21 protein-coding genes are annotated in these 24,895 nt (G+C 70.0%); 13 read left to right on the forward strand and 8 right to left on the reverse strand.

Features of this window, described 5'->3' with window-relative positions:
* Positions 1-5: 5 nt before the first annotated feature.
* Positions 6-1,448 carry an aldehyde dehydrogenase gene (locus tag AC27L3_RS01030; RefSeq protein WP_487232029.1) on the reverse strand — a complete coding sequence of 481 codons (1,443 nt, stop codon included), beginning with the start codon at positions 1,446-1,448 and terminating at the stop codon, positions 6-8.
* A gap of 168 nt (positions 1,449-1,616) precedes the next feature.
* Here AC27L3_RS01030 and AC27L3_RS01035 point away from each other — a divergent pair, with 168 nt between their 5' ends.
* From AC27L3_RS01035 to AC27L3_RS01045, 3 genes are all read left to right on the forward strand, one after another.
* A complete protein-coding gene (locus AC27L3_RS01035; RefSeq protein WP_487232294.1) occupies positions 1,617-2,105 on the forward strand; it encodes a TetR/AcrR family transcriptional regulator in 489 nt (162 codons plus the stop codon).
* A 131-nt stretch (positions 2,106-2,236) separates the two neighbouring features.
* On the forward strand, positions 2,237-5,017 hold the full coding sequence (locus AC27L3_RS01040; protein ID WP_487232030.1) for a helix-turn-helix transcriptional regulator: 2,781 nt from the start codon (positions 2,237-2,239) through the stop codon (positions 5,015-5,017).
* 123 nt (positions 5,018-5,140) lie between these two features.
* On the forward strand, positions 5,141-5,629 hold the full coding sequence (locus AC27L3_RS01045; RefSeq protein ID WP_487232031.1) for an SsgA family sporulation/cell division regulator: 489 nt from the start codon (positions 5,141-5,143) through the stop codon (positions 5,627-5,629).
* Between the two features lie 251 nt (positions 5,630-5,880).
* On the opposite strand, the gene AC27L3_RS01050 is transcribed toward AC27L3_RS01045, so the two are convergent.
* A complete protein-coding gene (locus AC27L3_RS01050) occupies positions 5,881-9,906 on the reverse strand; it encodes a GDSL-type esterase/lipase family protein (RefSeq protein ID WP_487232032.1) in 4,026 nt (1,341 codons plus the stop codon).
* 518 nt (positions 9,907-10,424) lie between these two features.
* On the opposite strand from AC27L3_RS01050, the gene AC27L3_RS01055 reads away from it, so the two are divergent.
* The 5 genes from AC27L3_RS01055 to AC27L3_RS01075 all read left to right on the forward strand — a co-directional run bounded on the left by AC27L3_RS01055 (position 10,425) and on the right by AC27L3_RS01075 (position 15,621).
* Entirely contained in the window at positions 10,425-10,988 is a 564-nt protein-coding gene (locus AC27L3_RS01055; protein ID WP_487232033.1) for a hypothetical protein, read from the forward strand.
* 156 nt (positions 10,989-11,144) lie between these two features.
* Positions 11,145-12,449, forward strand: coding sequence for a cytochrome P450 (locus tag AC27L3_RS01060; protein ID WP_487232295.1), 1,305 nt, complete (start codon positions 11,145-11,147; stop codon positions 12,447-12,449).
* A 31-nt stretch (positions 12,450-12,480) separates the two neighbouring features.
* The gene (locus AC27L3_RS01065) at positions 12,481-13,482 is read left to right on the forward strand and encodes a terpene synthase family protein (protein WP_487232034.1); all 1,002 of its coding nucleotides are present in this window, start codon (positions 12,481-12,483) and stop codon (positions 13,480-13,482) included.
* Between the two features lie 79 nt (positions 13,483-13,561).
* A complete protein-coding gene (locus AC27L3_RS01070) occupies positions 13,562-14,776 on the forward strand; it encodes a cytochrome P450 (protein ID WP_487232035.1) in 1,215 nt (404 codons plus the stop codon).
* 224 nt (positions 14,777-15,000) lie between these two features.
* Positions 15,001-15,621 (forward strand): TetR/AcrR family transcriptional regulator, encoded by a 621-nt coding sequence (locus tag AC27L3_RS01075; protein WP_487232036.1) that lies wholly within the window; start codon positions 15,001-15,003, stop codon positions 15,619-15,621.
* A gap of 40 nt (positions 15,622-15,661) precedes the next feature.
* Here AC27L3_RS01075 and AC27L3_RS01080 read toward each other — a convergent pair whose 3' ends face one another.
* Entirely contained in the window at positions 15,662-16,462 is an 801-nt protein-coding gene (locus tag AC27L3_RS01080; RefSeq protein WP_487232037.1) for an SDR family NAD(P)-dependent oxidoreductase, read from the reverse strand.
* Positions 16,463-17,161: 699 nt separating this feature from the next.
* On the opposite strand from AC27L3_RS01080, the gene AC27L3_RS01085 reads away from it, so the two are divergent.
* The 4 genes from AC27L3_RS01085 (at position 17,162) to AC27L3_RS01100 (ending at position 21,872) form a co-directional block, all read left to right on the forward strand.
* A complete protein-coding gene (locus tag AC27L3_RS01085) occupies positions 17,162-17,632 on the forward strand; it encodes a hypothetical protein (protein ID WP_487232038.1) in 471 nt (156 codons plus the stop codon).
* Positions 17,633-18,328: 696 nt separating this feature from the next.
* Positions 18,329-19,681, forward strand: a complete 1,353-nt coding sequence (locus tag AC27L3_RS01090; protein ID WP_487232039.1) for a cytochrome P450 — start codon at positions 18,329-18,331, stop codon at positions 19,679-19,681.
* Entirely contained in the window at positions 19,678-20,745 is a 1,068-nt protein-coding gene (locus tag AC27L3_RS01095; RefSeq protein ID WP_487232040.1) for a terpene synthase family protein, read from the forward strand. Before AC27L3_RS01090 ends, AC27L3_RS01095 begins: the two co-directional genes overlap by 4 nt.
* A 248-nt stretch (positions 20,746-20,993) precedes the next feature.
* Positions 20,994-21,872, forward strand: a complete 879-nt coding sequence (locus tag AC27L3_RS01100) for an endo alpha-1,4 polygalactosaminidase (protein WP_487232041.1) — start codon at positions 20,994-20,996, stop codon at positions 21,870-21,872.
* Here the strand turns inward: AC27L3_RS01100 and AC27L3_RS01105 are convergent.
* From AC27L3_RS01105 to AC27L3_RS01115, 3 genes are all read right to left on the reverse strand, one after another.
* Positions 21,857-22,783: an immunity 49 family protein gene (locus AC27L3_RS01105; RefSeq protein ID WP_487232042.1), complete on the reverse strand. Its 927-nt coding sequence runs from the start codon at positions 22,781-22,783 to the stop codon at positions 21,857-21,859. The genes AC27L3_RS01100 and AC27L3_RS01105 overlap by 16 nt on opposite strands.
* Before the next feature lie 112 nt (positions 22,784-22,895).
* A complete protein-coding gene (locus AC27L3_RS01110) occupies positions 22,896-23,291 on the reverse strand; it encodes a DUF6233 domain-containing protein (protein WP_487232043.1) in 396 nt (131 codons plus the stop codon).
* Between the two features lie 142 nt (positions 23,292-23,433).
* On the reverse strand, positions 23,434-23,634 hold the full coding sequence (locus AC27L3_RS01115; protein WP_487232044.1) for a hypothetical protein: 201 nt from the start codon (positions 23,632-23,634) through the stop codon (positions 23,434-23,436).
* 160 nt (positions 23,635-23,794) lie between these two features.
* Here AC27L3_RS01115 and AC27L3_RS01120 point away from each other — a divergent pair, with 160 nt between their 5' ends.
* Positions 23,795-24,055, forward strand: coding sequence for a hypothetical protein (locus tag AC27L3_RS01120; protein WP_487232045.1), 261 nt, complete (start codon positions 23,795-23,797; stop codon positions 24,053-24,055).
* On the opposite strand, the gene AC27L3_RS01125 is transcribed toward AC27L3_RS01120, so the two are convergent.
* Positions 24,052-24,390 carry a Tn3 family transposase gene (locus AC27L3_RS01125; RefSeq protein ID WP_487232296.1) on the reverse strand — a complete coding sequence of 113 codons (339 nt, stop codon included), beginning with the start codon at positions 24,388-24,390 and terminating at the stop codon, positions 24,052-24,054. The two genes, AC27L3_RS01120 and AC27L3_RS01125, sit on opposite strands and share 4 nt — an antisense overlap.
* A gap of 9 nt (positions 24,391-24,399) precedes the next feature.
* On the reverse strand, positions 24,400-24,624 hold the full coding sequence (locus AC27L3_RS01130) for a hypothetical protein (protein WP_487232046.1): 225 nt from the start codon (positions 24,622-24,624) through the stop codon (positions 24,400-24,402).
* Positions 24,625-24,895 lie beyond the last annotated feature (271 nt).

Raw genomic sequence — 24,895 nt, forward strand, 5'->3', positions numbered from 1 at the left:
GCGGGTCACACGGTGATGGTCTTGTACTCGGTGTAGGTACCGAGGCCGACCGTGCCGTACTCGCGGCCGATGCCGCTGGCCTTGAAGCCACCGAACGGGCCGTCGAAGCCGAGGGAGGCACCGTTGACCGTGACGGTGCCGGTACGGACGCGGCGGGCGACCGCCAGGGCGTGCTCCTCGTCGGAGGACCAGACGCCACCGGAGAGGCCGTACTCGGAGTCGTTGGCGATGCGGACGGCGTCGTCCTCGTCGTCGTAGGGGATGACGACGAGGACCGGGCCGAAGATCTCCTCCCGCGCGATGCGCATGGAGTTGTCGACATCGGCGAAGACGGTGGGTGTGACGTAGTTGCCCTTCTCCAGACCCGCCGGGATCTGCGGGCCGCCGGTGACCAGGCGGGCGCCCTCCTCGATGCCGAGCCGGATGTAGTCGCGCACGCGCTCCTGCTGATCGGGGCGGATCATCGGGCCGATGAAGGTGCCGGGGGAGTTCGGGTCGCCGACCTGCAGCGACTCCACCAGTTCCTTCAGCGCGGCCACGACCTCCTCGTACCGGGCGCGCGGTGCCAGGATCCTGGTCTGCGCGACACATGACTCGCCGTTGTTGAGCAGCGAGCCGTACTGCACACCCGCGACGGCTTTCTCGATGTCGGCATCCGGGAGGATGATCGCGGCGGATTTGCCGCCCAGCTCCAGGCTGACCCGCTTGAGCTGCTCGCCCGCGATCGAGGCGATGCGGCGGCCGGCCCGCGTCGAGCCGGTGAAGGCGATCTTGTCGACCTGCTCGTGCGACACCAGGTACTCACTGGTCTCCCGGTCCGCCGGCAGGACGCTGATCACGCCCTCGGGCAGGCCCACCCGCTCCAGCAGGTCGGCCAGGAAGCCCATGCTCAGCGAGTTCTCCGGGGACGCCTTGAGCACCACGGAGTTACCGGCGAGCAGAGCGGGGATGATCTTCGAGGTGGCCGAGGAGAACGGCGAGTTCCACGGGATCACCGCGGCCACGACGCCGACCGCCTCACGGCGCACCACGCTGCGCACGGGGGACGCCGGGTCGGAGGGGGCGAGCGTCTCCTCCCAGCCGAATTCCTCCGCCGCCTTGAGGTAGGCGTTCGCCTGCCGGGTCAGGCCGAGTTGCCCGGCGCGGGTGAACCATCCGGCCGAACCGTTCTCCAGGGAGATCAGGTGCGCGATCTCCTCCGCGTTCTCCTCGCGCAGCGCGTTGAACCTCCGTAAGGCCGCAATCCGTTCGGCCGGCGGGGTCAGACGCCAAGCGCCCGTCTCGAAGGACGCCCGTGCCGCGGACACCGCCCGGTCGATGTCCGCCGGCCGCGCCTGGGCGGCGCGGCCGACCACGGACCGGTCGTGCGGCGAGGCGATGTCGAGCAGGTCCGGGTCGCTCGGCTCGGCCCAGGAGCCCCCGATGAAAAGCCGACCGTAGGTGATCACGTGCTTTCCCTCTTCCCGTGGTGTCGGTTCGTTCCGACGATCCCTCTAACTGTCACGTCAATGTAGCATTTACATGTGTCCGCGCCGCCAGTTTGTGGCGCTAGACTCGATGCGGTGAGAGCCGACGCAGCGCGCAACCTGGAAACCGTCCTGACCACCGGGGCCCGCATGCTCGCCACCGATCCCGGCGCCAGCATCGCGAGCATCGCCGCGGCGGCGGGCGTGGACCGGCGTACCGTCTACCGACGCTTCGCCTCCCGCGAGGACCTCCTCACCGCCATCTACGAAGCCCGCCTCACCGCCGTCGAACAGGCCATCGAAGACGCCCGGCTGCGTGAAGCGCCGGTCGCCGTCGCCCTGCACCGCTACGTCGAGAACGTCATCGCCGTCAACCGCACCTGGCCCGTCGATCTCGCCCGCATGCTCACCGACGAGGCCATCCGCCGACGCAGGGACGCGTCCGTCCGCCAGGTCGAAGCCTTTCTGCAGCGAGCCACCGACGAGGGCCTCCTGCGCCGCGACCAGCCCGAGGGGTGGGCGAGCGCGCTGCTGCCCCAGCTCATGCACCTGGTGTCACGACAGATGCCCGAGCTGAGTCCCGGTCAGGCGGCGGACGTCGTCGTCGACACCCTGCTCCACGGCCTTGGAGCGTCCTGACACGGCGCGGTCCTCGGTTTCACGCGCGCGAACGGCCGCGACAGCGTCCGAGCAGGGGCCGACTCGGTGGAGCTCGGTGGAGCTCAGTGGAGGAGGAAACGGGGGAGGAAGCGGAGGAGAAAATGGGGACGATGGAGTCGATCGACGGGACGCTGATCGGCCGCGAGGCCGAGCAGGAGGCACTGTCCGGCTTCGTGACGGGCACCGGGGGCCGGGCTCTCGTCCTGCGGGGCGACGCGGGCGTGGGCAAGAGCGCCCTGCTGGACCACGTCGCCGACCTCGCCTCGGGCAAGGAACACAGGGTGATCAGGGCGGTCGGCGTCGAGGCGGAGTCGGAGCTGCCGTTCGCCGGCCTCCACCAGTTCCTGCATCCCTTGCTCCCCTGCGTCAACCAGCTGGACGACAGTCACCGAAGGGCCTTCGACGTCGCCTTCGGCAGAAGCGAGGGCGCGCCGCCCTCGGTCATGACACTCGGTATCGCCGTTCTCGACCTGCTCTCCCTCGCGGCGTCGCGGAAACCCCTCCTGCTGGTACTCGACGACGGCCAGTGGTTCGACACCTCCAGCATCGAGGTGTGCGGGTTCGTGGGGCGAAGACTCAGCGGCGGCCCGGTACGGCTCCTCGTCGGCCTGCGTTCCGACGTACCCTCCGGCTTCGACACGGCGGCACTCCCGCAACTGCCCGTGACCACACTGTCGGAGAAGGCCTCCGAGCGGCTTCTGGACCTGCGCAACCCCGAGCTGGATCCCCGGATCCGTCGTCTGATCCTGGACGAGGCCCAGGGGAACCCGCTGGCTCTGCTGGAGCTGCCGTCCCATGTGACGCGCAGTGGCCGGGCAGCGAGCGAACGGGGGGAATCGCCCGGACACACCGGCATACCCCTGTCCCTCCCCCTGCCCCTGCGCCTGCAGCATGTGTACGGCGCCCGTATCGCGGCACTCGACGACGCCGTACGCGCGGAACTGCTGCGCGGTGCCCTGGACGGCGTCGGGGCGGGCACGGCGACCGGACACGGCCACGGCACGCGCTACCGCATGACGGACACCGACGAGGCGGCGGCATGCGGCCTGCTGGACATGGACCCCCTCAGCGGCGACTTCGTCTTCCGGCACCCTCTGGTGCGGTCGGCGGTCGTCCAGACGGCGACCGCCGGCCAACGCCGCGCCGCCCACGCGTTCCTCGCACACCTGCACCGCGAGGACGTGGAACGACGCGCCGTCCACCTGGCGGCTTCCGTGGTCGACCCCGACGAGCGGGTCGCGGCAGCGCTGGAGGCGGCCGCCGACTCCGCCACCCTGCGCGGCGCCTCGCTGACCGCCGTCTCCTGGCTGACCCGGGCGGCGGAGCTGAGCCGGAGCCACGAGGAACGGTCCCGGAGACTGGGCGACGCGGCGTTCGTCGCCGGCCAGGCCGGGCTGCTGGACCGCGCTCGGCAACTGGTCCGCTCCGACACCACAACAGGGACGAGCGAATCCCCGGCCTCGGTCCTCACCTCGGCCTACGTCGCGCTGTACGAGGACGGAGACGTGCGGTCCGCGCGCTGTCACATCACGGCGGCGATCGAGAACATCCGTGACAGCGGAGCGCGGGAACCGAACGAGGTGCTCACCCGGTTGGTGAACCTGCTCCTGGCCGTCAGCCAGTACGCGAGCGACAAGACGTCGTGGGAGCGGACGCACGAACTGCTCGGCTCCCTGGGCGACCTGGTGTGCCCGAACTCCCGCGTCTACGAGGACGCCTGGGGCGACGTGGTGCGTCGCGGCACCGGCGTGCGCGAGCGGGTGGAACGCGCCCTCGCCGACCTCCACACTCTCGAACCGTGGGAGACCACCCGCCTGGGTGTCGCCGCCTACCACGTCGACATCCTCGGCCAGTACCGCTCGCACTTCCAGCGCACCGTCGACCGCGAGGTGGAGACCGGGGCCGTGGCATCGGCCATGACCATGCTGCATCTGATCATGCTCGACCAGATGGCGGTGGGGGAGTGGGACGAGGCCGAACGGACCGGACAGCGCACCCTGGACCTGACGACGGCGCACGACTACGCGTTGTTCGCTCACCACACGCACGCGTACCTCGGCCTCCTCGCCGCGATGCGCGGCCGGACCGAACGCGCACGAGAGCTCCAGAGCGCCGTCGACGCCTGGGCCCGCCCCCGCGGCGTCGGATTCCTCACCCAGATCGCCGACGCCATCGGCACCGCCGCCGCCCTCACCGAAGGCGACTACGAAGCCGCGTACCTCCACGCCATCGGCATCACATCCCCCGGCACCTTCACCTCCTACGCCCACCAGGCCTCCCGCACCCTCCTCGACCTCGTCGAGGCGGCCCTCCACACCGGCCGCACCGAACAAGCACGCCACCACGCCCTCGCCGCACACCACGCCGGCCTCCCCGCCGTCTCCCCCCGCCTCGCCCTCCTCACCTACGGGGCCCTCGCCATGACCGCCACCGACCCCGCCGAAGCCGACGACATGTACCACCGCGCCGAAACCCACCCCGCCGCCGCAGGCTTCCCCTTCGAACTCGCCCGCGTCCGCCTCGCCCACGGCATCCGTCTCCGCCACGCCCAAGGGCGCAAAGCCGCACGCCACACCCTCGCACTCGCCGCCGAAGCCTTCGAGCGCCTCGGCACGCCCCCCTGGGCCGAACGAGCCCGGGCCGAGCTCCGTGCCGCGGGCGCGCCCGGCTCCACCTCCCCCTCCGCTTCCGCGGAGTGCCTCGCGGCACTGACGTGGCAGGAACGCCGGATCGCGGATCTCGCCGCCGGCGGCCTGACCAACAAGGAGATCGGCGCACGCATGCACCTGTCACCGCGGACCGTCGGCTCCCACCTCTACCGGGTCTTCCCCAAGCTCGGCATCACCTCCCGGGCCGCACTGCGCGACGCCCTGGGCAGTCGAATGACTTAACGCCGCCGACCACCGCACGCGGTCAGGGCCCGATTTCGGCGGTCACCTTACTTATGCGCGGTGCTCCGCAGGGGACGAGGGTGGGCCGGGCCAGCTTCCCCCACAGGTAAGGACCCACGCGTCATGAGCGGCTACGAACCAGGTGTACATGCCGACCGAACGGCACGGCACGGTCGGCCTCACCTCACCTTGGACATCGAGCGCGTGCTGGGCGTCTCGGCACGTCAGGCGATCCGGGCCGAGTTCCGCTTCGACCCGCGAGCCCCCTTGATCGTGTGTGTGGAGTTCGGCGCCGAGGGCGGCCCGCGCGCCCTGTGGCGCATCGGACGGGACCTGCTCCGGCAGGGGCTGCGCTCGAGGAGCGGAATCGGGGACATCCAGATCTGGCCGTCGAATCCGGCGAACCTGGAGAATCCGGAGAACCGGGCGACCGCGTGGCTCCAGCTGGTCTCCGGCGACATGGCGGCGCTGTTCGAACTGCCGATACCACCGCTCTCGGAGTGGCTCGATCACACCTACACGCTCGTTCCCGCCGGCCATGAGCTCTCGGGAGTCGACTGGGACGTCACCGCCGCGGACCTTCTCACCGACCGGAGGGCGCGATCCGAGTGATCGGGAAACGGCGCTCCGCAGCCCTCTAGTAGGTGGTCACGAGGGGCTTCGTCTCGTCGACGACGTACGTGGAGAGCATCATCGTCGTCACCATGCCGACGTTGCGGGCATTGTGGCATGGGTTGAAAGTCGGCCAACACACACGTGTGAATAAACGGATCCCGCACATGTGCCAGGGAGCCATACGCGGCGCGCCCGTTTCCAGCGGCCGAAATCCGCTGGAAACGGGCGCGCACGGCCACGGCCGTATCTCAGGAGTGGTAGTCGCGCAGGAACAGGGAACGACCGGCGTCGGCTCTGGAGGCGTTGACGCCGTTGCCTCCGGTGTAGTCGTTGCCCTCGTTGTCCGCCCAGTCCTGGATGGGGCCGCCCGCGCCCTTCAGGTGCTGGAAGGCGCTCGCGTCACCGGCGGCGGAGCCGAACTGGAACACCCTGGAGGTGTCGGCGTAGGGCCGGAAGGGCTCGTAGGGACCTCCTGGGGTCGTCTGCTTGGTCAGGGTGTTGTGGAAGAAGACGTTCTGCGGGCCGGTGGATCCGGACCAGCCGATGCCCTTGCTGCCGGCGGCCCAGTAGATCGGCCACCAGGTGCCCTTGTCGCCGGCTCCGCCTTCACCGCCGCAGTTGGTGGTGCACTCGCCGGAGGAGTGGTTGTACGGAACGTGCACGGTGTTGTTCTCGAACAGGTTGCGGTGTTCCCAGCCGCCGTGCAGGTTCAGGTCGGAGTCGAGGTCGTTGCCGATGGCGACGTTGCCGGAAGCCGACCACTGGAAGGTGAAGTGTCGCAGGTTGCGGCTGGTGTTGAAGGCGTAGAGGGAGTCCCAGACGCGGGATCCGCGCAGATAGCCGTTGCCGCCCTTGCCCTTGTTCCAGGCGCCGTCGAAGACGTTGTGCTCGATCTGGATGTTCCTGGCCACCTCGGTGACGACCGGGTGGGAGCCGGTCATCTCGGCGCGGACACCGCGTACCCAGGAGTCGGCGGCCCACTTGAAGACGATGCCGTGCATGGCGTACTCGGGCGCGATGTTGCCGTAGTTGTGGACCGCGTCGGCCGGGCTGAGCCGATACGTGCCGCCGCCGAGCCTGGGCAGGCCGTTGATGTCCTCGGTGAAGGAGAAGTCCTCGAATCCCACGTCGGTGATCATCTTCAGCGCGGTGACCTTGCTGGGGTAGGGCTTGCCGTTCACCCCCAGCGGTGGGGAGCCATCGGAGGTGGAGTCGACCGGGAGGTCGAACTCCAGCGGCTTGTCGATCGTGACGGTGTGGCGGGCGGCGTCCACCGAGGCGATGGTGAACACCTGCTGGCGCATGTGGAGGTTCTCCAGCCGGCCGTCGTCCGCCGAGGCCCCGGCGACCTCCTGGGACTGGTAGAACGCGAGGCTGTTGGCCGCACCCACCCACAGATCACCGCCCGGCTTGAAGGCGTCCATCTTCGCCTTGGGGTCCAGCTGGATCACGCGGTCGCCCTGGTGCGCGGCGTACTTGGCGTCGGCCGGCGATCCGGCCACGGCGACACCCGACTCCCAGTGCTGGTTGACGGAGCCCTCGAAGAGGTCACGGCGGTTCTCCGGGATCTTGTCGGGGTAGCCGCAGATCTTGCGATACTTCTCGGCGACCTCGCGGGTCTGCACCCGGAACAGTCCGCGTCCCGGCCAGATCCAGCCGCCCGTGGCGACGTTGTTGCCCGTCGTGAACTCACACTTGTGTTCCATCGCCCCCTGGTTCCAGCGCTCGCCCTTCTCGGTCAGCTTGTCGTAGCGGGTGTTCTCGTCGGGGCGGAAGACGATCCGCGTGCCGCCCTGCGGGTCGGCCCCCTGCCCGCGGATGACCAGGTAGGAGGCGTCCACGGCGAGCTGTTTGCTGACGTCGAGCCTGCCCTTGGGCAGGTCGATCACCGACAGCCTGTCGGGGCCCGCGCCCGGCGTGCAGGAGTTACGGATCCGGTCGATGGCGCTCTGCAGCCCCGCCGTGTCGTCCTGCCCGTCGTCGGCCCTGACCTTGAACTGCTGCTCGAGTTCGGACGGGGTGATGTGGCAGGTGGGGTCGGAGGTGCGGGAAGCGGTGGTGGGCAGCGCCTCACCGGCGCGGTATCCGGCCCGGCTCCAGTCCGGCAGCCCGGCCACGGGTCCGCGGCGGTTGCTCTTGCTCAGCACCGTACTGCTGTCGACGCTTCCGTCGACGGAGCCGGGAGCACCGGACGGCTTGCCCACGCAGGACGAGGCCACCGGGCCCCCGCCGAGCTTCGCCGTGATCTTGGTGAGGCAGGCGGACAGGGCGAGCTGGCCGTAGTGATTGGGGTGGATCGCCTCCTGCTGATTGCCCTGGGCCTGCCAGGGCACGTTCTTGAGACCGTCGACCAGGTACGGCACCCACCGCACCCACTCGGCGCGCTCGGCGGGCAGCGGGGAGGAGAGCTTGTGGTCCTTGCCGGCCTGCTGCGTCGTCCTGCTGCACAGCTCGTGCCCGGCGAAGGCGTCCTGCAGGTCGAGGAAGGACACCCCGGCCTCGTCGGCGGCGCCGCGCAGCATGGCGCTGATCCGGGGCACCACGGAGGAGTGCGCCCAGTCGCTGTCCGCGTCCAGGAAGGGGCAGCCACCGCTCAGGTACCGGCTGTAGTTGGCGGGCGGAACGGGGGCGTTCTCCGGGTCGCGGTAGTCGCGGCCGAGCGGCAGGGGGTTGGGGTAGGACTGCAGCACGATCCGGTACGAGCCGTCCTCCTGCCCGGCCTCGCGCAGCACGTTCCGGATCGCTTCGACCGACTTCACGACTTTGGCCCGTGCGGGGTCGAGGCCGTCGGCGAACTCCTTCTCCTTGGCGCCGCGACAGCCCTTGTTGAACAGGGACGGGTAGAAGTACGCCTTGACGCAGTCCTGGAGGATGTCGGCGAACTTCAGGTCGTTGCCACCGATCGACAGCACGACCAGGCGCACCTCGTTGCTCCGGGCGATGTCGCGCAGATCGTCGATCTGGGGCCGCCGGCCCTTGAAGCCGGTCGTGGTGACGTTGTCCGTCGTCGCTCCCGCGCAGGCGACGTTGAAACGCCGCTCCAGCGGTACGTCGTCGACCGTCAGGCCCCTGATCTCGGCGGAGTCGGACCGGTCGCACCCGCTTCCGCCCTTGTCGGACGACGTGTCGCCGTACACCTTGGACGCGTCGTGGTCGCACACGCTCTCGTCGCCGTTGCAGTTCACCGCGGCCCGGTCGGTGCCCCATGCCGAGCCGACCGCGGAGGCGGGGGCGTTACCGGCCCACCGTCCCGCCTCGCCCGAGATGTAGCTGTCCCCCATGGAGACAACCGCGGGCGGCGGACCGCACGCGTCCTCCGAGGCCCGCGCGGCGAGCCGGACGGCGGCGTCGTAGTTGTAGCGCGTCGGCTCGCTCCAGTCACTGGCGCACACGCGGGTGTTGCGCGGGGCGAACCTGACGGGATTGTGGTCGGAACCGCCGTTCCGGCCGGTCGTCGACACGTCGAGGTTCTTCAGCTGATCGCTCGCGATCAGGTAGTCCAGCGCGAAGCCGCTCTGCTGCGTCGTGGTGGGCGTGCCGTCGGGCTTGCCGTTCTTCGTCGCGTAGAACGTGTTGGGGAACCTGACGCGCGTGGGGGCGGCGGCACTGTTGAAGTCGCCCAGGGCCCGCCATCGCTCGCCGGCCATGGTCCGGGAGATCGTGTCGATCAGGGCGACGGTGTGGCGGTTGGGCGTGTCACCGGAACGGATCGACGCGGCATGGATGTCGAAGTACCAGGTGGTGCCGACCTTCACACCGAACGCCGGACGGGACCTGATCCACTTGTTGCCCGCGTCCTGGGCGGGGAAGACCTTGACGCGGTCCTTGAGGTCCTTGAGGTCCTCGGGCGCGTCCCGCAGCCAGATCGCCATGGACTTCTGACTGTTGTTCTCCGTATCCGGATCACCGGTGTCGGCGCCGGTACCGGCGCCCCAGGCGTCCTTGCCCAGGATGTCCAGGTAGAGCAGGACCCCCTGCTTCCTTCGTTCACCCCATTGCTGGGCGTAGACCCGGTACTTCAGGCTGGGCAGTCCGGTCGGGGTCTTCGTGGTGTCGCCGAGGTTGTCGGTGATCACTTCGTTCTTGGTGAAGTCCCAGGGGGCGGTCGTGGCCTCCTGCAGGGCCACGACGTCGGCGTCCTTGATCAGGTTCGTCCTGACGGTCTCCCATCGGGTGCCACCCTGCATGTTGAACGTGATGGCCCGCTGGTCGAGGTCCTCGACCGCCTGTGCCGGCGCGGGCGGCGTGAATAACGTGACGAGCGAGGCGAGCATCGCCGCACACAGGGCCTGCGCCGCGGCGCTCGCCCACCAAGGTCTCGGTCTGCGCCGGGACCCGCGTCCCGGCGTACGTATGGACAACTGTCCGTCTCTCTTTCCCGTCCGCCGCGGCCCGTCACGAGGCCGGAACCCGATGCCGATTTCCGTAACGGTCCTTGCGTGACGACCAGGCGGATCAGTCATGGGGGTGGATGGGCGGGCCGGAACCGCGTGAGTGTGTCGCGCGGCCGCGGTGTCGGAGCCCGTTCAACGGGTGGTGATGCTGACATGTGTGCGATCGGGCTGTCAACGTAAGGCAGGTGTGACCACGAGGGTGAGTCACCGTTAGACATGTGCCGACGCATGCACATGTGTGAAGCCCCGGCATGCCTGTGCCTACACGCAGAGGCATGTGTGCCCTTAAGGTGAGGAGCGACCGTCTCTGACGAGCCGTCGGCGTCGACACCCATCCGCGCCGGACCGCCCGGCGTGGGTACCATGCGCGGCGTCATCCATATGGAGGAAGTGAAAGTGTGAGCAGCCAAGCAGCGGCCAAGCTCCGATCGCGGTACGTGGAGCAGGTCGCATCGGAACTGGAGGAGAACCGCAGGCGCCAGGAGGAGCTGGCGAAGAGGATCGAGCTGCTGAAGCAGGAGGAAGCCCTGCTGTCGGACATCCTCGACCTCGCCGAGCGGTACGAAGGCTTCGCCGATGCCTCGCGTCTGCCGGAGCAGGCACAGGACGAGCCCGCGGTCGCGAAGGCGAAGCGCCGAAGCACTGCCGGAGCGACCACGCGGCGTTCGACGCCGGGCAGGACGGCTTCAGCGGGGACCGGGACGAAGCGCGACGCGAAGGGGAAGCCGGGCCGGCCTCTGCTCGGGGACGCGCTGACGGACCTGCTGAGCGGTCATGACGAGCCCCGTTCGGCGAAGGAACTGCGGGACGAACTTCTGGAGAAGGACCCGAGCCGTAATCCGACACCGCAGGTGGTACGGAACACCCTCGAGTCCCTGGTCGCCAAGGGACGCATCCAACGCCACAAGCAGCAGCGGTCGGTCATGTACACCCTCGTGAAAGCCGCCGTCGACGCCGGCTGAAGTTCCGCTGAACGTTCAAGGCGAGGGACTTTTCGAGCCCATGCTTCAGAGAGGTGCAGAGCTGTGCGTTCCATCACCCCTCCAGCGGTGGCCGCCCCCATAGTGCCGGGGCGCTTACCCTTGCTCGGCCACCTGCCGCAGCTGGCCGTGAAACGGGTGGAGTTCCTGCAATCGATCAGGACGCGGGGCGAGATCGTCAGGATATTCCTCGGGAACCGGCCGGTGTTCATCCTGAACTCACCGGAGGCCGTCCACGACGTTCTTCTGACGCAGAGCAGGAAGTTCGGCAAAGGACTGCTGTTCGACGTCGCGCGGCCTTTCATCGGGAACGGCATCATCACGTCCGAGCGGGATTTCCACCTTCGTCAACGGCGCGCGCTCCAACCGGCCTTTCACCGGAACAGCATCGCCGCGTGCGTCGGCACGATGACCGACATCGCCGAGGAGCAGGTGTCGGCCTGGCGTCCGGGCGAGGTGATCGCCATGGACGTGGTGTTGCGCCGGATGATGACGGTCATGCTCGTGGCGACGCTGTTCAGGACCGAACGCCCGGAGGGTGCCGCGGCCGTCGCCGAACTGGGGGAACAGGTCGCCGAGCATCTGACCACGGTGATGCGCGGGGTCTTCGTGGGCACCGTGCTGCCCGCGTCGATCGCCTCTTCACGAGTGCTGGGACACCGCAAGTACCTGGCCGCCGCCGCGGCGCTGCGCGAGCTCGCGGACACCGCCGTCCAGCAGGCCCGGCAGACCGAGCGGGCCCGGCAGACCCGGCAGGCCGGTCAGGACCCCACCGACCGGGGCGACCTGCTGTCGATCATGTTCGCGGGCACCCCGGGCAATCCGCGGGGGATGACCGACGTGGAGGCCCGCGACGAGCTGCTGTCCCTGCTCATGGCCGGCGCCGAGACCACGTCGACCACCCTGTCCTGGGCCCTCCACGAACTCGGCCGACGCCCGGAGATCACCCGGCGGATCCGGGACGAGTGCGACGCGCTGCCCGCCGACACCCTGCCCGGCGCGGCGACCCTCCCCTTGACCGACCGGTTCCTCCGGGAAGTGCTCCGGCTCCATCAGCCCAGCTGGCTGCTCATGCGGCGCGCTCTGGAGCCGGTGCGGGTCCGCGGGGTCGAGCTCCCGCAGGGAGCCGAGCTGGTCTACAGCGCGGTGACGATGCACCGCGACCCGGCGTACTACCCGGACCCGCTGAGGTTCGACCCGGACCGGTGGCTCGCCCGTACCGAGAAGGACCTTCCGCCGGGCGCCTACGTCCCGTTCGCCCTCGGCAACCGGAAGTGCATCGGCGACCACTTCGCGATGACCGAGATGCTGGTCGTCCTGCGCGCGATCGTCTCGCGGTGGCGGCCTCGGCCGGTCGAGGGGCACCGGGTCCGGCCGGTCGTCCAAGCGCTGATCCGGCCCAATGCGCTGCCCATGCGCGTCTCGCCCTGGCCGGCCGACTGAACCGGCCCCGTTATCGGAGGTGCGCCACACCATGACATCGACGGCGGAGTACATATCCGTGGATCCGAGGCCACCGGCCCAGGCCCAGCCCCTTGCCCAGGCCCCGGATCCCCTCCCCTTCCCGCGCCGGATCAGCCCCGACTTCCGGGCCGCCCACGACCGTCACCTCGCCTGGCCGAAGTCCTTCGGCTTCCTGTCCTCGGAAGCGGCGGAGGCCCACCATCTCAAGGGGCAGTTCCCGCTGATCGCGGCCATGTTCCACCCGAACGCGACCGGAAGCGAACTGGATCTCGGAGTCGACCAGCAGAGCTGGTACTTCCTGTTCGACGACGCGCTCGACGAGGAGTGGGGCCGGTCGGCCGACCGGGTCCGCCACCTCGTCGGACTCGTCAAGGAGGGCACCACCGGCGAGGCATCCCCGCTGCCCTTGGCCGGTGCCTTCGCCGACATGCGACGACGCAGCTGCCAGGACATGCCCGAGGACTGGATCCAGCGATCGGCGGCCCACTGGTCCTCCTATCTCGACCACCATGTCCACGAGGCGATCAGCCGGCAGACCGCCACGCCCATGTCGCTGGGCACCTATCTGCGGGTCCGGCGCCACACCATCGGCGTGGCGCCGGTCATCGATCTTGCCGAGCGTCTCTCCTCGTGCGTCCTGCCGGACCACCTCTACGCGCTGCCGCACCTGTCGGTCATGCGCGAGATGACGAAGACCTTCATCATCTGCGACAACGACATCGTCTCCCTGGAGAAGGACACGGCACTGGGGGAGCGGAACAACCTGGTGCTCTGCCTGGAACGGGACCACGGGCTCTCCCGGACGGAAGCGATCGACCAGGCCCTCCGCCGCCGGGCCGAAGCCCTGGAACTGTTCACCGGCGCCCACCGGTCCCTGCTCGGCACCACGGCGACGAGCCACCTCGACCCGGCCGAACGCGACCTGCTCCAGCGCTACTGCACGGAGGCGCTTCGGACCACCATCCGCGGCGCCTACGACTGGCACCACGCCTCCACCCGGTACCACGGGTAGGGACCGGGTTTCCCGTTCCACTTCCACGACCGCTTGCAAGGCCGCGTTCCCAGAACCGAAGCAGCCGAGGAGCAACAGCATGCCCGACCACCGCCCGGCGTCTCACCGCCCGGCATCCTTCGTAGCCTCCGAACGGGACCCGACCTGCCCGTTCGCCCCGTCGCCCGACCTGCGCCGGATGCGCGAGGAGGACGGCCTGCCGCGACTGCGCGTCCTCCATCCGGTGCGCGGCGAGATCGAGGCCGTCGTCATCACCGGATACGGCGACGTCCGGGCCGCCTTCGCGGAGGAGCGCCTGGTGACGGGTGAGGGCATCGACCCGACGCTGCCGCGCACCCTGTTCAACCACCCGGGCTTCCTGCCCGCCTACAGCGGCCCGGAGCACGCCCGCCTCCGCCGCATGCTCACCGGCAGTTTCACCGTCCGTCAGGTCGAGCGACTGCGTCCCGCGATCGAGACGATCGTCGCCGACCACCTCGATGCCATGGCGGAGCGGGGACCGGTCGTCGACCTGGTCGAGGCGTTCGCCCTGCCCGTCCCGTCGCTGGCGATCTGCGAACTGCTCGACGTTCCCTACGGGACCCGGTCCATGTTCCAGCGCTGCTCCCAGGTGATCATGGACGGGACCGCCGACGCCGACCGGCTGGTCGCCGCCTCGGCCGAGTTGAACGCCGCCATGGCGGACATCGTCGCCCGCAACCGGGCGACCCCCGGGGACGGGGTGCTGGGCACGGTGGTGCGGCAGCACGGCGCGGAGCTCACCGACGAGGAACTCATCGGGTTCGGCACCACCCTCCTGGTCGGGGGACACGAGACCACGGCGACCATGCTCGCCCTGAGCGTGCTGGCCCTGCTCCGCAGCCCGGACCAGCTCACCGCCCTCCGCGACGACCCCGCCGTCACCGGTACGGCCGTGGAGGAACTCCTGCGCCACCTCGCCATTCCCGCACCGCTCCTGCGCACGGCCGTGGCCGACGTCGAGATCAACGGCCACCGGATCGCCGAAGGCGAGCACGTACTGCTCTCTCCCCTGACCGCGAACCGTGACCCCGAGCTCGTCCCCGAGCGCCCCGACGACCTCGACCTGCGTCGCCGTCCGGTCGCCCAGCTGTCCTTCGGCTTCGGCGCCCACCAGTGCCTCGGCCAGCAACTGGCCCGACTGGAGCTGAAGATCGCCCTGCCGGCCCTGCTCCGCCGCTTCCCCAGCCTCCGACTCGCCGTCCCCGAAGCCGCCCTCCGCTTCCGCGACGGCTCGACGGTCTACGGGGTCGAGGCGCTCCCGGTCACCTGGTGAGGACCGGCCCGGCCGGGCCCCGAAGGCTTCCTCGCCGAGGGACATGCGCGGGGCGGTCCGGCGCCCCTCTCTCAGCGGGTTCCGTGCCCGCCTGGTGAGGGGCAGATGGCCGATGAGCTCTTCGAGGAGGTGCTCCGGGCGGCCAAGGAGCGGGGGCTGCTGCACGCTGATCGGGGCTCCACCGTCCCGTAATCCGTGCATCGGCGCCCCGTATGCTCCTGACCATGAGCACTGCACATCCTGCCCGTAGGCGCGACGCCGCCGCGACGCGCGAGGCGATCCTCGCCGCAGCGGTCGTGGAGTTCACCGAGCACGGCTACGCCGGGGCCGGGGTGCGCCGGATCGCCGAGCGGGCGGGTGTGACGGCGATGATGATCAACCGCTACTTCGGATCGAAGGAGGGCCTGTTCGCACAGGCCGTCGCTCGTTCCTTCGCACCGCCGTCCATCGTCGGCGACGAACGCACCGGCTTGGCGGGTGCCATCGCCCACACGCTCACCGAGCGCACCGCGTCCGGCGCCGAGCGGCTCGACCCGTTTCTCCTGTTGTTGCGCTCGGCTCCGGATCCGGAGGCGGCAGCCATCGTCCGGCAGGGCGTGGAAACCAACGTGGGGGCCCGTCTGGCAGGGTTGCTCGACGGATCGGACACCGACGTGCGCGCGCAGCTCGCCCTCGCGCTCGTCGCCGGAACGTGGCTGCTGCGCAGCGTCGTCGGTACCACCGCGCTCGTCACAGCCGATGACGCCCGTCTCACCGCCCTCCTCACCGACATGCTCGAACCGGTCATCCGCGAGGCGGGCGGCATGTCTGCGCCCGGAGGAGGTCCCGACGGCGCCGACGGGTAGCCGTCCGTCGTCGGCACGTGTGATGGCGGGGTGTGCGCGCTCAGAAGGCGGAGCGGACGAGTCCGCCGTCGACGCGGATGGTGGCTCCGCTGATGTACTGGGCGTAGTCACTGCAGAGGTAGGCGACGGCTGCGGCGATCTCCTCCGGTTCGCCGAAGCGTTCCTGGTCGTTGGGGAGGAGAGCCCGGACGGCGTTGGGCCGGATCTCGTCCCAGGTCCGGCCCCAGCCGCGGGCTGACCCGATGCCGGTGACGAGGTCCTTGGTGGCCTCGACGAGGATCACCCCGGGGGAAACGACGTTGGACGTGATGCCGGTGCCCTTGAGTTCGCGGGCGAGGGAGACAGCGAGATTGTGCCGGGCGGCCAAGGTGGCGTTGTACTGGGGGTGGGTGTTCATCGGCTGGGAGGCGAGCCCGCCGCCGATGGTGACGACACGACCCCAGCCGCGTTCGCGCATGGCAGGGACCAGATGCCGGATCATGCGGATGGCTGAGACGACGTTGACGTTGTAGGTGTCGCGCCACTCGTCGGGAGTGGCTTCGGCCCAGGACAGGTCCCGGTAGAAACCGGCGTTGTTGACGAGAATGTCGACGGGGCCGTCCGCAGTGGCGGCGCGGGCGACGTCGGCGGCGGCGCGGTCGTCGGCGAGGTCACCGACGACCGCGCCGGCCGTCCCGCCGGCCTCCCGGATCTCCTGCGCGACCCCCTCCGTGCGGTCCTTGTCCCGGCCGTGGACCACGACTGCGGCACCTTCGGCTGCCAGCAGCTTCGCAGTCTCCTTGCCCAGCCCCGCGCTCGAACCTGTGACGAGCGCACGCTTACCGGTCAGGTTGAGGTTCATCTCGTGTTCCCTCTCAGGGCCGCCTTGCGGCCCGCACTCCGTGGTGATGCTGCGAGGTACCTGGCACGCAAGTATACAGCTGTAGACTTATTGAGGCTGATCGGCGAGGAGGAGCCGCCTGCAGGACGGGTTCGGCGAGGAGAAGGTCACCGCCTTCCAGGCCCTGCGGGCCCGCTACGGCGAGCCCGACTCGCCGCGCTGCAGGGCACGGGAGCGCCCTCAACGGCGGCTGGCCGCCCCGCGCGCGTAGCTCGTCACCGAGGACCTCCGCGGCACTGATGGCGGGGTGTCCTTGGTGGCGGTGAGCAACATCAGTGGGCCCTGGTGGGCCAGGTCGCGCAGGTGGTGCAGGGCCTCGGCCTGATCGGCGTCGTGAAGGACCGCTCCAGGCTCCGCGCGGGACGGCGCGCAGCCCCCAGCAGGAGGAAGCACGGGGGCCGTGCCGGGGGCGTACGGCGCGCCGGGGCCCGGCCTCGGGCAAGGCTGACTGCTTACTGCGGCTGGGTTGGCGTATCTTGTTGACCGCGAGCGCCTGGTCGCCGAGCACGGCGAGCAGGGGGACGCCACCTCCACCCCCGCCTTCGTCGGCATCGACCGCTGGAGCCACATCATCGGCGGCATGGGCCCCGGCTCCTTCACTCGCGCCGTCAAAACGCATCTCCCGCGGGCTTACGCGCCGAGGTCGAAGCCGAACAGGCCATGCAGCGCGGCGAACACCTCCTGGCCCTGGCTACCGACCACCAGCACGACCTGCAAGGCCCTGCCTCCGACGAGGCCGCCGCCCGCCTCGCCGACTTCCACCACCGCACCGGCTTCGCTGGCTCCGTCGTCACCGACCCGCACCGTCTGCGCCGCGTCCTGGCCCGCCACGACTCCGAGGTCTACCCCGGCACCTACGTCACCTGCGTCTTCAACCCCGACAAGGCACTGTGCCGACCCCGCGCCGCAGCCGACGGGCACCGCGCGGTCCCGGCGCCGTCGGAGTGCAGGCCGGTGGAGTGCCACAACGTCGCGCTGACCGCCGACAACACCACCGCCCTCGCCGGCCACGCCGACCGCCTCGGCCACCGCCTGCAGTCCCGGCCCACCCTCCCGCCCCTGCTGCACGCCGACCTCGCCCGGCGCCGCGATGCGATCCGCGACTTCCTCACCAACGGGACCGCCCAGTGACCGCCCACCGCCGCCCGCTGCCGAGCCACGACGACGTGCGCGCCGCCATCGACACACTGACCGCCGAGACCGGCCGCACCCCCAGCGTGCCGGCCCTCGCCAGCCGCCTCGGCCTGGCCAACACCACACCACCTTCCGCCGCAACTACCCCGGCGTCTGCACCGACCTGGCCGGCACCCTCCATGCCCACAGCAGCACGAACGGCACCGACGCCTACACCCAACTCAAAGCCGACAACGCGCGACTACGACGCGACAAGCGCGATCTCACCGACCAACTGGAGGCCGCCATCACCGTCATCCAGCACCTCAGCATCGACAACGACCGTCTGCGAACCGCCCTGCACGAAGCACGCGCGGTCACACCACTGCCGCGACACCCACGCTGAGCGATCGGGTCCTGATGCAATGAGATGTCCCCTGCCCCGAGGTCGGCGCGGACGCGGCGTACCCGGACCGGGCGGCGCCACTGCCCGGCTGTGTCCCGGGCGACGCCGGTGGACACTTCCACCGCCGCGGCCGGCTCCACCCAGTGCCACGGCATCTCCGCCCGTCGCGTCTCGCCGCGCGGGCTCGGCGCCATGCCGCGGTTCTGGGGCGTGACCACGACACGGAAGCCGATTACTGACAGTGGTGGCGCGGCTGCGCTGGTTGTATCCTCCGCGGAGATCATCGGCGTTCAATCGGGGGGAAGCCCATGCAGCAAACGGTCCGGACGTCTCCAGGCGAGCTCCCACTGATCGGGCATGCGGGACGGCTTGCGGTGGACCCGCTGGGCTTCCTTGAGCAGCGGCGAGCCTCGGACCCGGTGGTCGCGTTGCGTCTGATGGGGAGGGAGTGCTTCCTTATCAACAGTGCCGAGGCGGCGATGGAGGTGCTCGTCGCGCGGCAGGAGCGTTTCGACAAGGGCGGCCCGTTCATGGAGGCGGCCCGCCAGTTGGTCGGGAACGGTGTGATCACCTGCAGTGCCGAGGACCACCGGGCGCAGCGGCCGGTGATGAAGCCCGCTTTCCACCGCAGCCGGGTCGCCGGCTACACCGACGTGATGCGCGAGTGCGTGGTGGAAGCGACATCCTCATGGCGGGCGGGCCAGGTGCTCGATGTCGGGTCCGAGATGTACCGGGTGACGGCGCTGGTGGTCGCGCGGACGCTGGTGTCCGCGCCGGCCGGCAGGCAGGCGGCACAGGTGATGGCGGAGGCGCTGCCGGAGCTTCTGCGCGGCCTGCTCCGCCGGATGCTGATCCCGGCCGACTGGGTCCACCGCGTGCCGACCCCGGCGAACCGGCGCTTCGATGCGGCGCGCGCCCGCCTGGACGCCGCCATCGGCGAGGTCATCGCCCAGTACCGGCAGCAGGAGCAGGGCCGGCAGGACCTGCTGTCGCAGATCATGGCGGGGGACGAGGACAGCGGGCGCCGGCCCGGTGATGCCGAGGTGCGCGACCAGGTGATGTCGGTGCTGGCCGCGGGTGTGGAGACCTCCGCCTCGCTTCTCGCCTGGACCTTCCAGCTCCTGGGCCGCCACCCGGAGATCCAGCACCGGCTGTGGGAGGAAGTCGACGGCGCGCTGGGAGAGCGCCCGGTCACCTTCGAGGACCTGCCGTCCCTGCCGTACACCAAGCGGCTGCTGACCGAGGTCCTGCGACTGTACCCGCCCACCTGGCTGCTCAGCCGCATCGTCGTCGAACCCACCGAGATCTGCGGATACCTGCTGCCCCAAGGCGCCGACGTACTGATCAGCCCCTACGCCCTGCAGCGCAATCCCGACGTCTTCCCCGACCCCGGCCGCCTGGACCCGGACCGATGGCTGCCCGAACACCTCACCCCCGGCCAGCGCCAGTCCTTCCTCGCCTTCGGCGCCGGACGCCGCCGGTGCATGGGCGAGTTCTACGGCATGACCGAAACCACCCTCGCGCTGGCCACCATCACCCAAACCTGGCACCTGCGCCCCACCCGGCCTGCTCCCCTCCGCCCGCTGCCGCGCTTCCTGCTCGTCCCCGCCGAACAACCCCTCACCCTGCGCCGGCGCACCCCGGAAGGCACTGCGCGGTGACCAACCTTCCCGCCCCTGGCTTTCAGCCCGACGCCTCCGCCGAACCGACCTCCTATCCCAGCTTCCGGCTGCCGTCCCTCCCACGGTTCCAGCCCGCACTGCGCCGTCCCGGCATCGACGACCTCGAACACTTCTGCCGTACCTGGCTGGACGACGCTCTGCGCCAGGCCCACGCCGACAGCCCGCACGCGTTCGAGGAGTTCCTCCACCAGCGCACCACCTTGTGGAACCTGCTGGCCTACCCCACCACCGACACCGAGCGGACGAAGACGATCTGCCACTGGATCGACGTCCTGTTCAGCATCGACGACCTCTTCGTCCACGCCCCCCGCCCACGCCTGGAACGCTTAGGTCTGCATCAGCTCGATGCCGTCCTCGACGACGACCAGCCCGCCCCCAAGGCTCCCTACCCGCGCGCGCTGGAAGTGCTGGCGCAACGCATCCGCGCCGGCATGCCGCCCGGCCTGTGGAACCGTTTCGCCCACGAGATGAAAGGCTTCTTTGCCGCTTGCCGCACCGAACGGGACTGGCTTGAGACCGGCACGGCCGTGGACATGGCCGCGTACGAGACATCCCGGATCAAGAGCGTGGGCGAATGCTGCTTCCCACTCCTGGAGTACGGATTGGGCATCGACCTCACCAGCCACTTCACCGCCACGCCGGAGCTCCAGCGGCTCAACCATCTGGTGGCACGGCACTGGGTCGGCGTCAACGACATCTTCTCCTACCGCAAAGAGCTCTACAGCGGCGACACCATCAACGAAATAACCCTCGCCCTCGCCACCAACGGCGGCAACCTCCAAGCCGCGGTCGACCGCATCACCGACACCATCCAACGAACCGAAAACGAATTCTGCACCCTCAGCGAGCACCTGCTGACCGCAGCTCCTGGTCGGCACCCGGCGGTCAGCCAGTACATCGAAGCCTTGCGATGGATGATCGCCGGCAACCTGGAGTGGTCCTACATCACCACCCGCTACAACGGCCACGACCACACCTGGAACGGCCACACCACCGCCACCGTCATCCTCACACCACGCCGCACCCTCTACCGACCCGAGTAAACGACGCTACGCCCTCGGTCGAGCTTGGCCCCGGGGCCTGGGGCAAGCCCAACCAAGGGCCAGAGATACGAGACCGGGGCGGCGATTGCCCTTTAAGGCATCAGGAGGTCCCTCGGTCCACAGATCCTGTAGAAGCCGCCGTTACCGCTGGCACTAGCCAGTCAGCAGGCGCGGGCAGCGCGCCCGGGACCACCGGCGTGGCAGTAGGGGCTGCAGTGCGTGTCCAGGGCGGTCGGAACTAAGGTGCCTTGGTGTTCCTTCTCCGCACTCGCGCCGCCTGCGCTGCCATAGCCCTGTCCACGCTGTTCGTCACGGCCTGTTCCGCCACCGGAACGGATCGGGACGATCCCGAGGACACCGCGTCCCCGGCCACTGCCGGCCCCGACGCCGGCGGAGCCCCGGCGAACATACGGCGACCGAGCCCGGACGCCGTCTTCGATTACCAACTCGGCGGCGCGTACCCGCCCGCCGGCAAGGTGCGGGCCGTCTCCCGCGACCGCGAGGCCAAGCCCGCCGACGGGCTCTACAACATCTGCTACGTCAATGCCTTCCAGACACAACCGGGCGAAGCCGTCGGCTGGTGGCAGAAGCAACATCCCGACCTGCTCCTGAGGAACGACGACGGACGCCTCATCGTCGACAAGGACTGGGACGAGCCCCTTCTGGACATCTCCACCCCGGCCAAGCGCGAGGCCCTGATGAACATCGTCGGCCCATGGATCGACGGCTGCGCCACGGCGCATTACGACGCGGTGGAGCCGGACAACCTCGACTCCTACGAGCGGTCCGACGGCAAGCTCACCTCCCAGCACGCGATTGCCTTCGCCCAGCTCCTGGCAGCGCGCGCACACAAGCGAAACCTGGCCATCGCCCAGAAGAACACCACCGATCTGCTGCCCCAACACGACCGCATCGGTTTCGACTTCGCCGTCGTCGAAGAATGCGGCCGCTACAAGGAATGCCCCGAATTCAGCCGAGCCTACGGCGCCCGGGTCTTCGACATCGAGTACGGAAAGAAGGACTTCACTGCCGCCTGCCAGGCGTGGGGAAAGGAGTTGTCCATCACCCTGCGTGACCGGGAGGTCAGCCCTGCCGGTAAGCGCGGCTACGTCTACGAGTCCTGCTGAAGGTGGATCGGCCAGTGCACAGCCCCCGGGGCGCGTACCAGGTCGTGGGGCAGGTACGGGGACTGCACCGTGAGCGTCCACCCGTGGGCCTGGTCTGCGAGGGCGGCGAGGGCGAGGGGGCCGAGCGGGAGCAGCGTCCTGGGGGCGGCATCGTCTCCCTGGTGGTCGCGGTGTTCGGTGAGCCGGGTCACGAGCGCCTCATCGAAGGTGTGCGGGTTGTCGTCGAGGAGGACGCGCAGGAGACGCTGGTCCGGTGTCAGGGCGCCGGCGGCATCGAGTCGCCGGGCGGCCGCAGTGCGCTCATCGGCGTCCGGCTTGCACACCGGGACGGCGGGCCGGTCGTGGTGACTGCTCGCCGGGGTGAGGTAGCCGCACAGGGCGTCCATGGCTGCCAGATCCGCGGTGGCGGACGTCGAGGTCAGCTGCGAGTACGGCACCCCGCCGCGGATGGCGGGCGCGAAGTCCTCCCGCAGCAGCAGACCGATCACGCGCTGCCGCTCCCACACCAGGCCGCTGACCACGCACATCGCGAAGGCGTCCACCCACGTGGCGGCGGTGGGCGCCTGCTCGCCGGCGCTGAACGTGACGTGCTCGCTGCTGAGCTTCTCGCCGATCAGCGGCAGGAGCACCTCCTGGTCGCCGTCGGGAAAGCAGCCGGTGTCCAGCGCCCCCAGCGAGCACTCCGCCGCCGTTCGCAGCGCCAGGTGCGCCGTCTCGCCGAGCACCGGCTCCTGGACGATGCGGGCGGCGACGTGGTCGAGGAGCTCGTGGCACAGTTCCTGCAGCCGCTCCGGGGAGGGGCCATCCGCGTAGGCCATGCGGTGCCACCGCCCCCAGGCCCGCCCGGCAATGTTCTCCAGCACCTGGGCTATGCGCTGCGCATCGACTGCGTGGGCTTCGACTTCGTGCACGGCTGCCGCCTTTCTGGATCTTCCGGAAGGCGGCACGCTACCAACTCGCACCGACAACACCCTCGGGGTCCTAGCCGCCCGGGCACATGCCGAGCTCGCCCCGCGGGGCCGCCTACGGGGCGGTCCCGCGCCCGCGGGCGATCTGCGGGATACGCAGTTCGTGCAGCCGCTGGGCCTCGCACCCGTCGCACGACTCCGCACCTTCGACCAGGGCGTGGAGGGCTTGGTCGAGGGTGAGGATCGCCTCGCCCCGAGCCAGCCAGCACCCCTCGTAGTGCAGGGCGTGCCGCTTGGGCCGGCCGGCGGGGGTGCGCACGCGCTGCAGCAACCACTTGCCGCTCAGCTCGGCGGCGAGCCGGTCACGCACCAGCGGCCCGGCCCGGCGCGTCGGCACCGCCGAGTAGTCCGTCCCCTCGATCGGGGCGACCCGCGCGGCGGAGGACCGGAAGACCACCGGAGAAGGGGCGGCCGCGATCGTCCGGTCGGGCAGCAACTGGCCTGCGCCCACAGGGTCAGGCGCAGCTCGCACCACCAGTCCCCGGAGGGCTGCCGGATGCGGCCGAGGAACTCGGCCCGCACCTGCTGCCCGTCCACCAGCTCCACGACGACCAGCGGCCCCGGCTCCGCCCGCTCACCATCGCCGTGCACGACTACGCCACCTCGGCGCCCGCGGCCGGCTTCTTGTGCGCGCGCTTGAGCGCCATCCGCGCCGCCACCCGCTGCTCCGCCTCCACGGTGCTCCACCACGGGTGCGTGCCCACCACGACCGACAACTCGCGCAGCCGCTGCAGCAGCTCCTCGCGGCGCTGCGCCTGCTCGGGGCTGTAGCCGGGCGAGTCCGGGAACGTCACCACCCGCTGGTCGCTGGCGGAAAGCGCACTGCTGGACGTCCAGCCCGGCATCGGCTCCGCCGACCACGGCAGCTGGGGTCCCAGTAGGAACGGACCAGCGAACCGGCGTAGCTGTCAAAACTTCTGACAAGGTGCGCGTGGGGCTGTCAGGGTGGGGCGGGTGAGCGACGATCCGACGATCGGTTTCCTGAAGGCGGAAGTGGCGCGGTTCTGCGCCGGCCTGGATGAACTGGCCCCGGCGATCCGGTTGCGGCTGGTCGTTCAGCTGCGTGCCGCGCTGGACGAGGGGATGGCCGCGGCGAAGACGGAGGGGTGGGGGCTGCGGCAGATCGGCGGTCAGGTGGGACTCTCGCACGAGAAGGTCCGCTACCGGCTCGCCCAGCGCGCGGGTGGGGACGAGCCGGCTGAGGAGACCTCCTAGATCGTGGTGGAGGCGGTTTCGGGCTTGGCGGTGGAGCGGAGCTGTCCGCCCTGGACCTCGACTGGCAGGGCGAAGCTGTAGCGGCCGTGGAAGTTGATGTGGGCGAACTTCAGCGGTGAGAGCCGGGCGACGTCCCCGTCACGGACGTGGATGCCCTCGGCCCGTGTCTCTTCGATGATCTTCTGGAAGTGGACCGTGTTCCACAGGACGACGATGTTGAGCATCAGTCCCAGTGCCCCGAGCTGGTCTTCCTGCCCCTCCCTGTATGGCTGCCTGAGTTCGCCCTTCTGCCCGTGGAAGATCTTCCGGGCGAGTTCGTGGCGGGATTCCTGCAGCCCAGAGCATCATCCATGTGATAACGGCCGGAACGGCTGCGGCCCTCGGCGGCGCCCCACGCCGGTTGCGGCTCGCGAGACGCCCTGGCCGCCGTCGAGCGGCTGGCAGCGGTCGAGGAGCTGGCGGTGCATGGCGGGGACGGCGCCGATGCGCAGGGTGTAGCCCTGGCCGCGCCGTACGGTCACGCCGCCGTCGAGCGCGGCGCGCTCGGCAGGGGGTGAACTCGTGGCCATTGACAGGGAGGCCAGGAGTTCAGCATTTCGAAAGCCGGTCTGGTGTGCAGTGTCTCCACGTCGGCCGGGCAGTTTCGGCGTCGCGGAGGGCGCGGGTTTCTTGAAGGTGCCGGGCCCCTGTCGCCAGACGGTCGTTGGTGACAGGGGCCGTGCGGCTGCCAGCCGCGAGCTGCTGGCGGAGTCGTTGCACGGGGTATCAGGCGGCCGGAACGGCGGTGGTTTCCCCGGTTGCTTCGTTGATCCAGGGCAGGTGCAGGGGCGCCGCATGCCA

It is taken from the genome of Streptomyces sp. PKA51 (assembly GCF_057552455.1).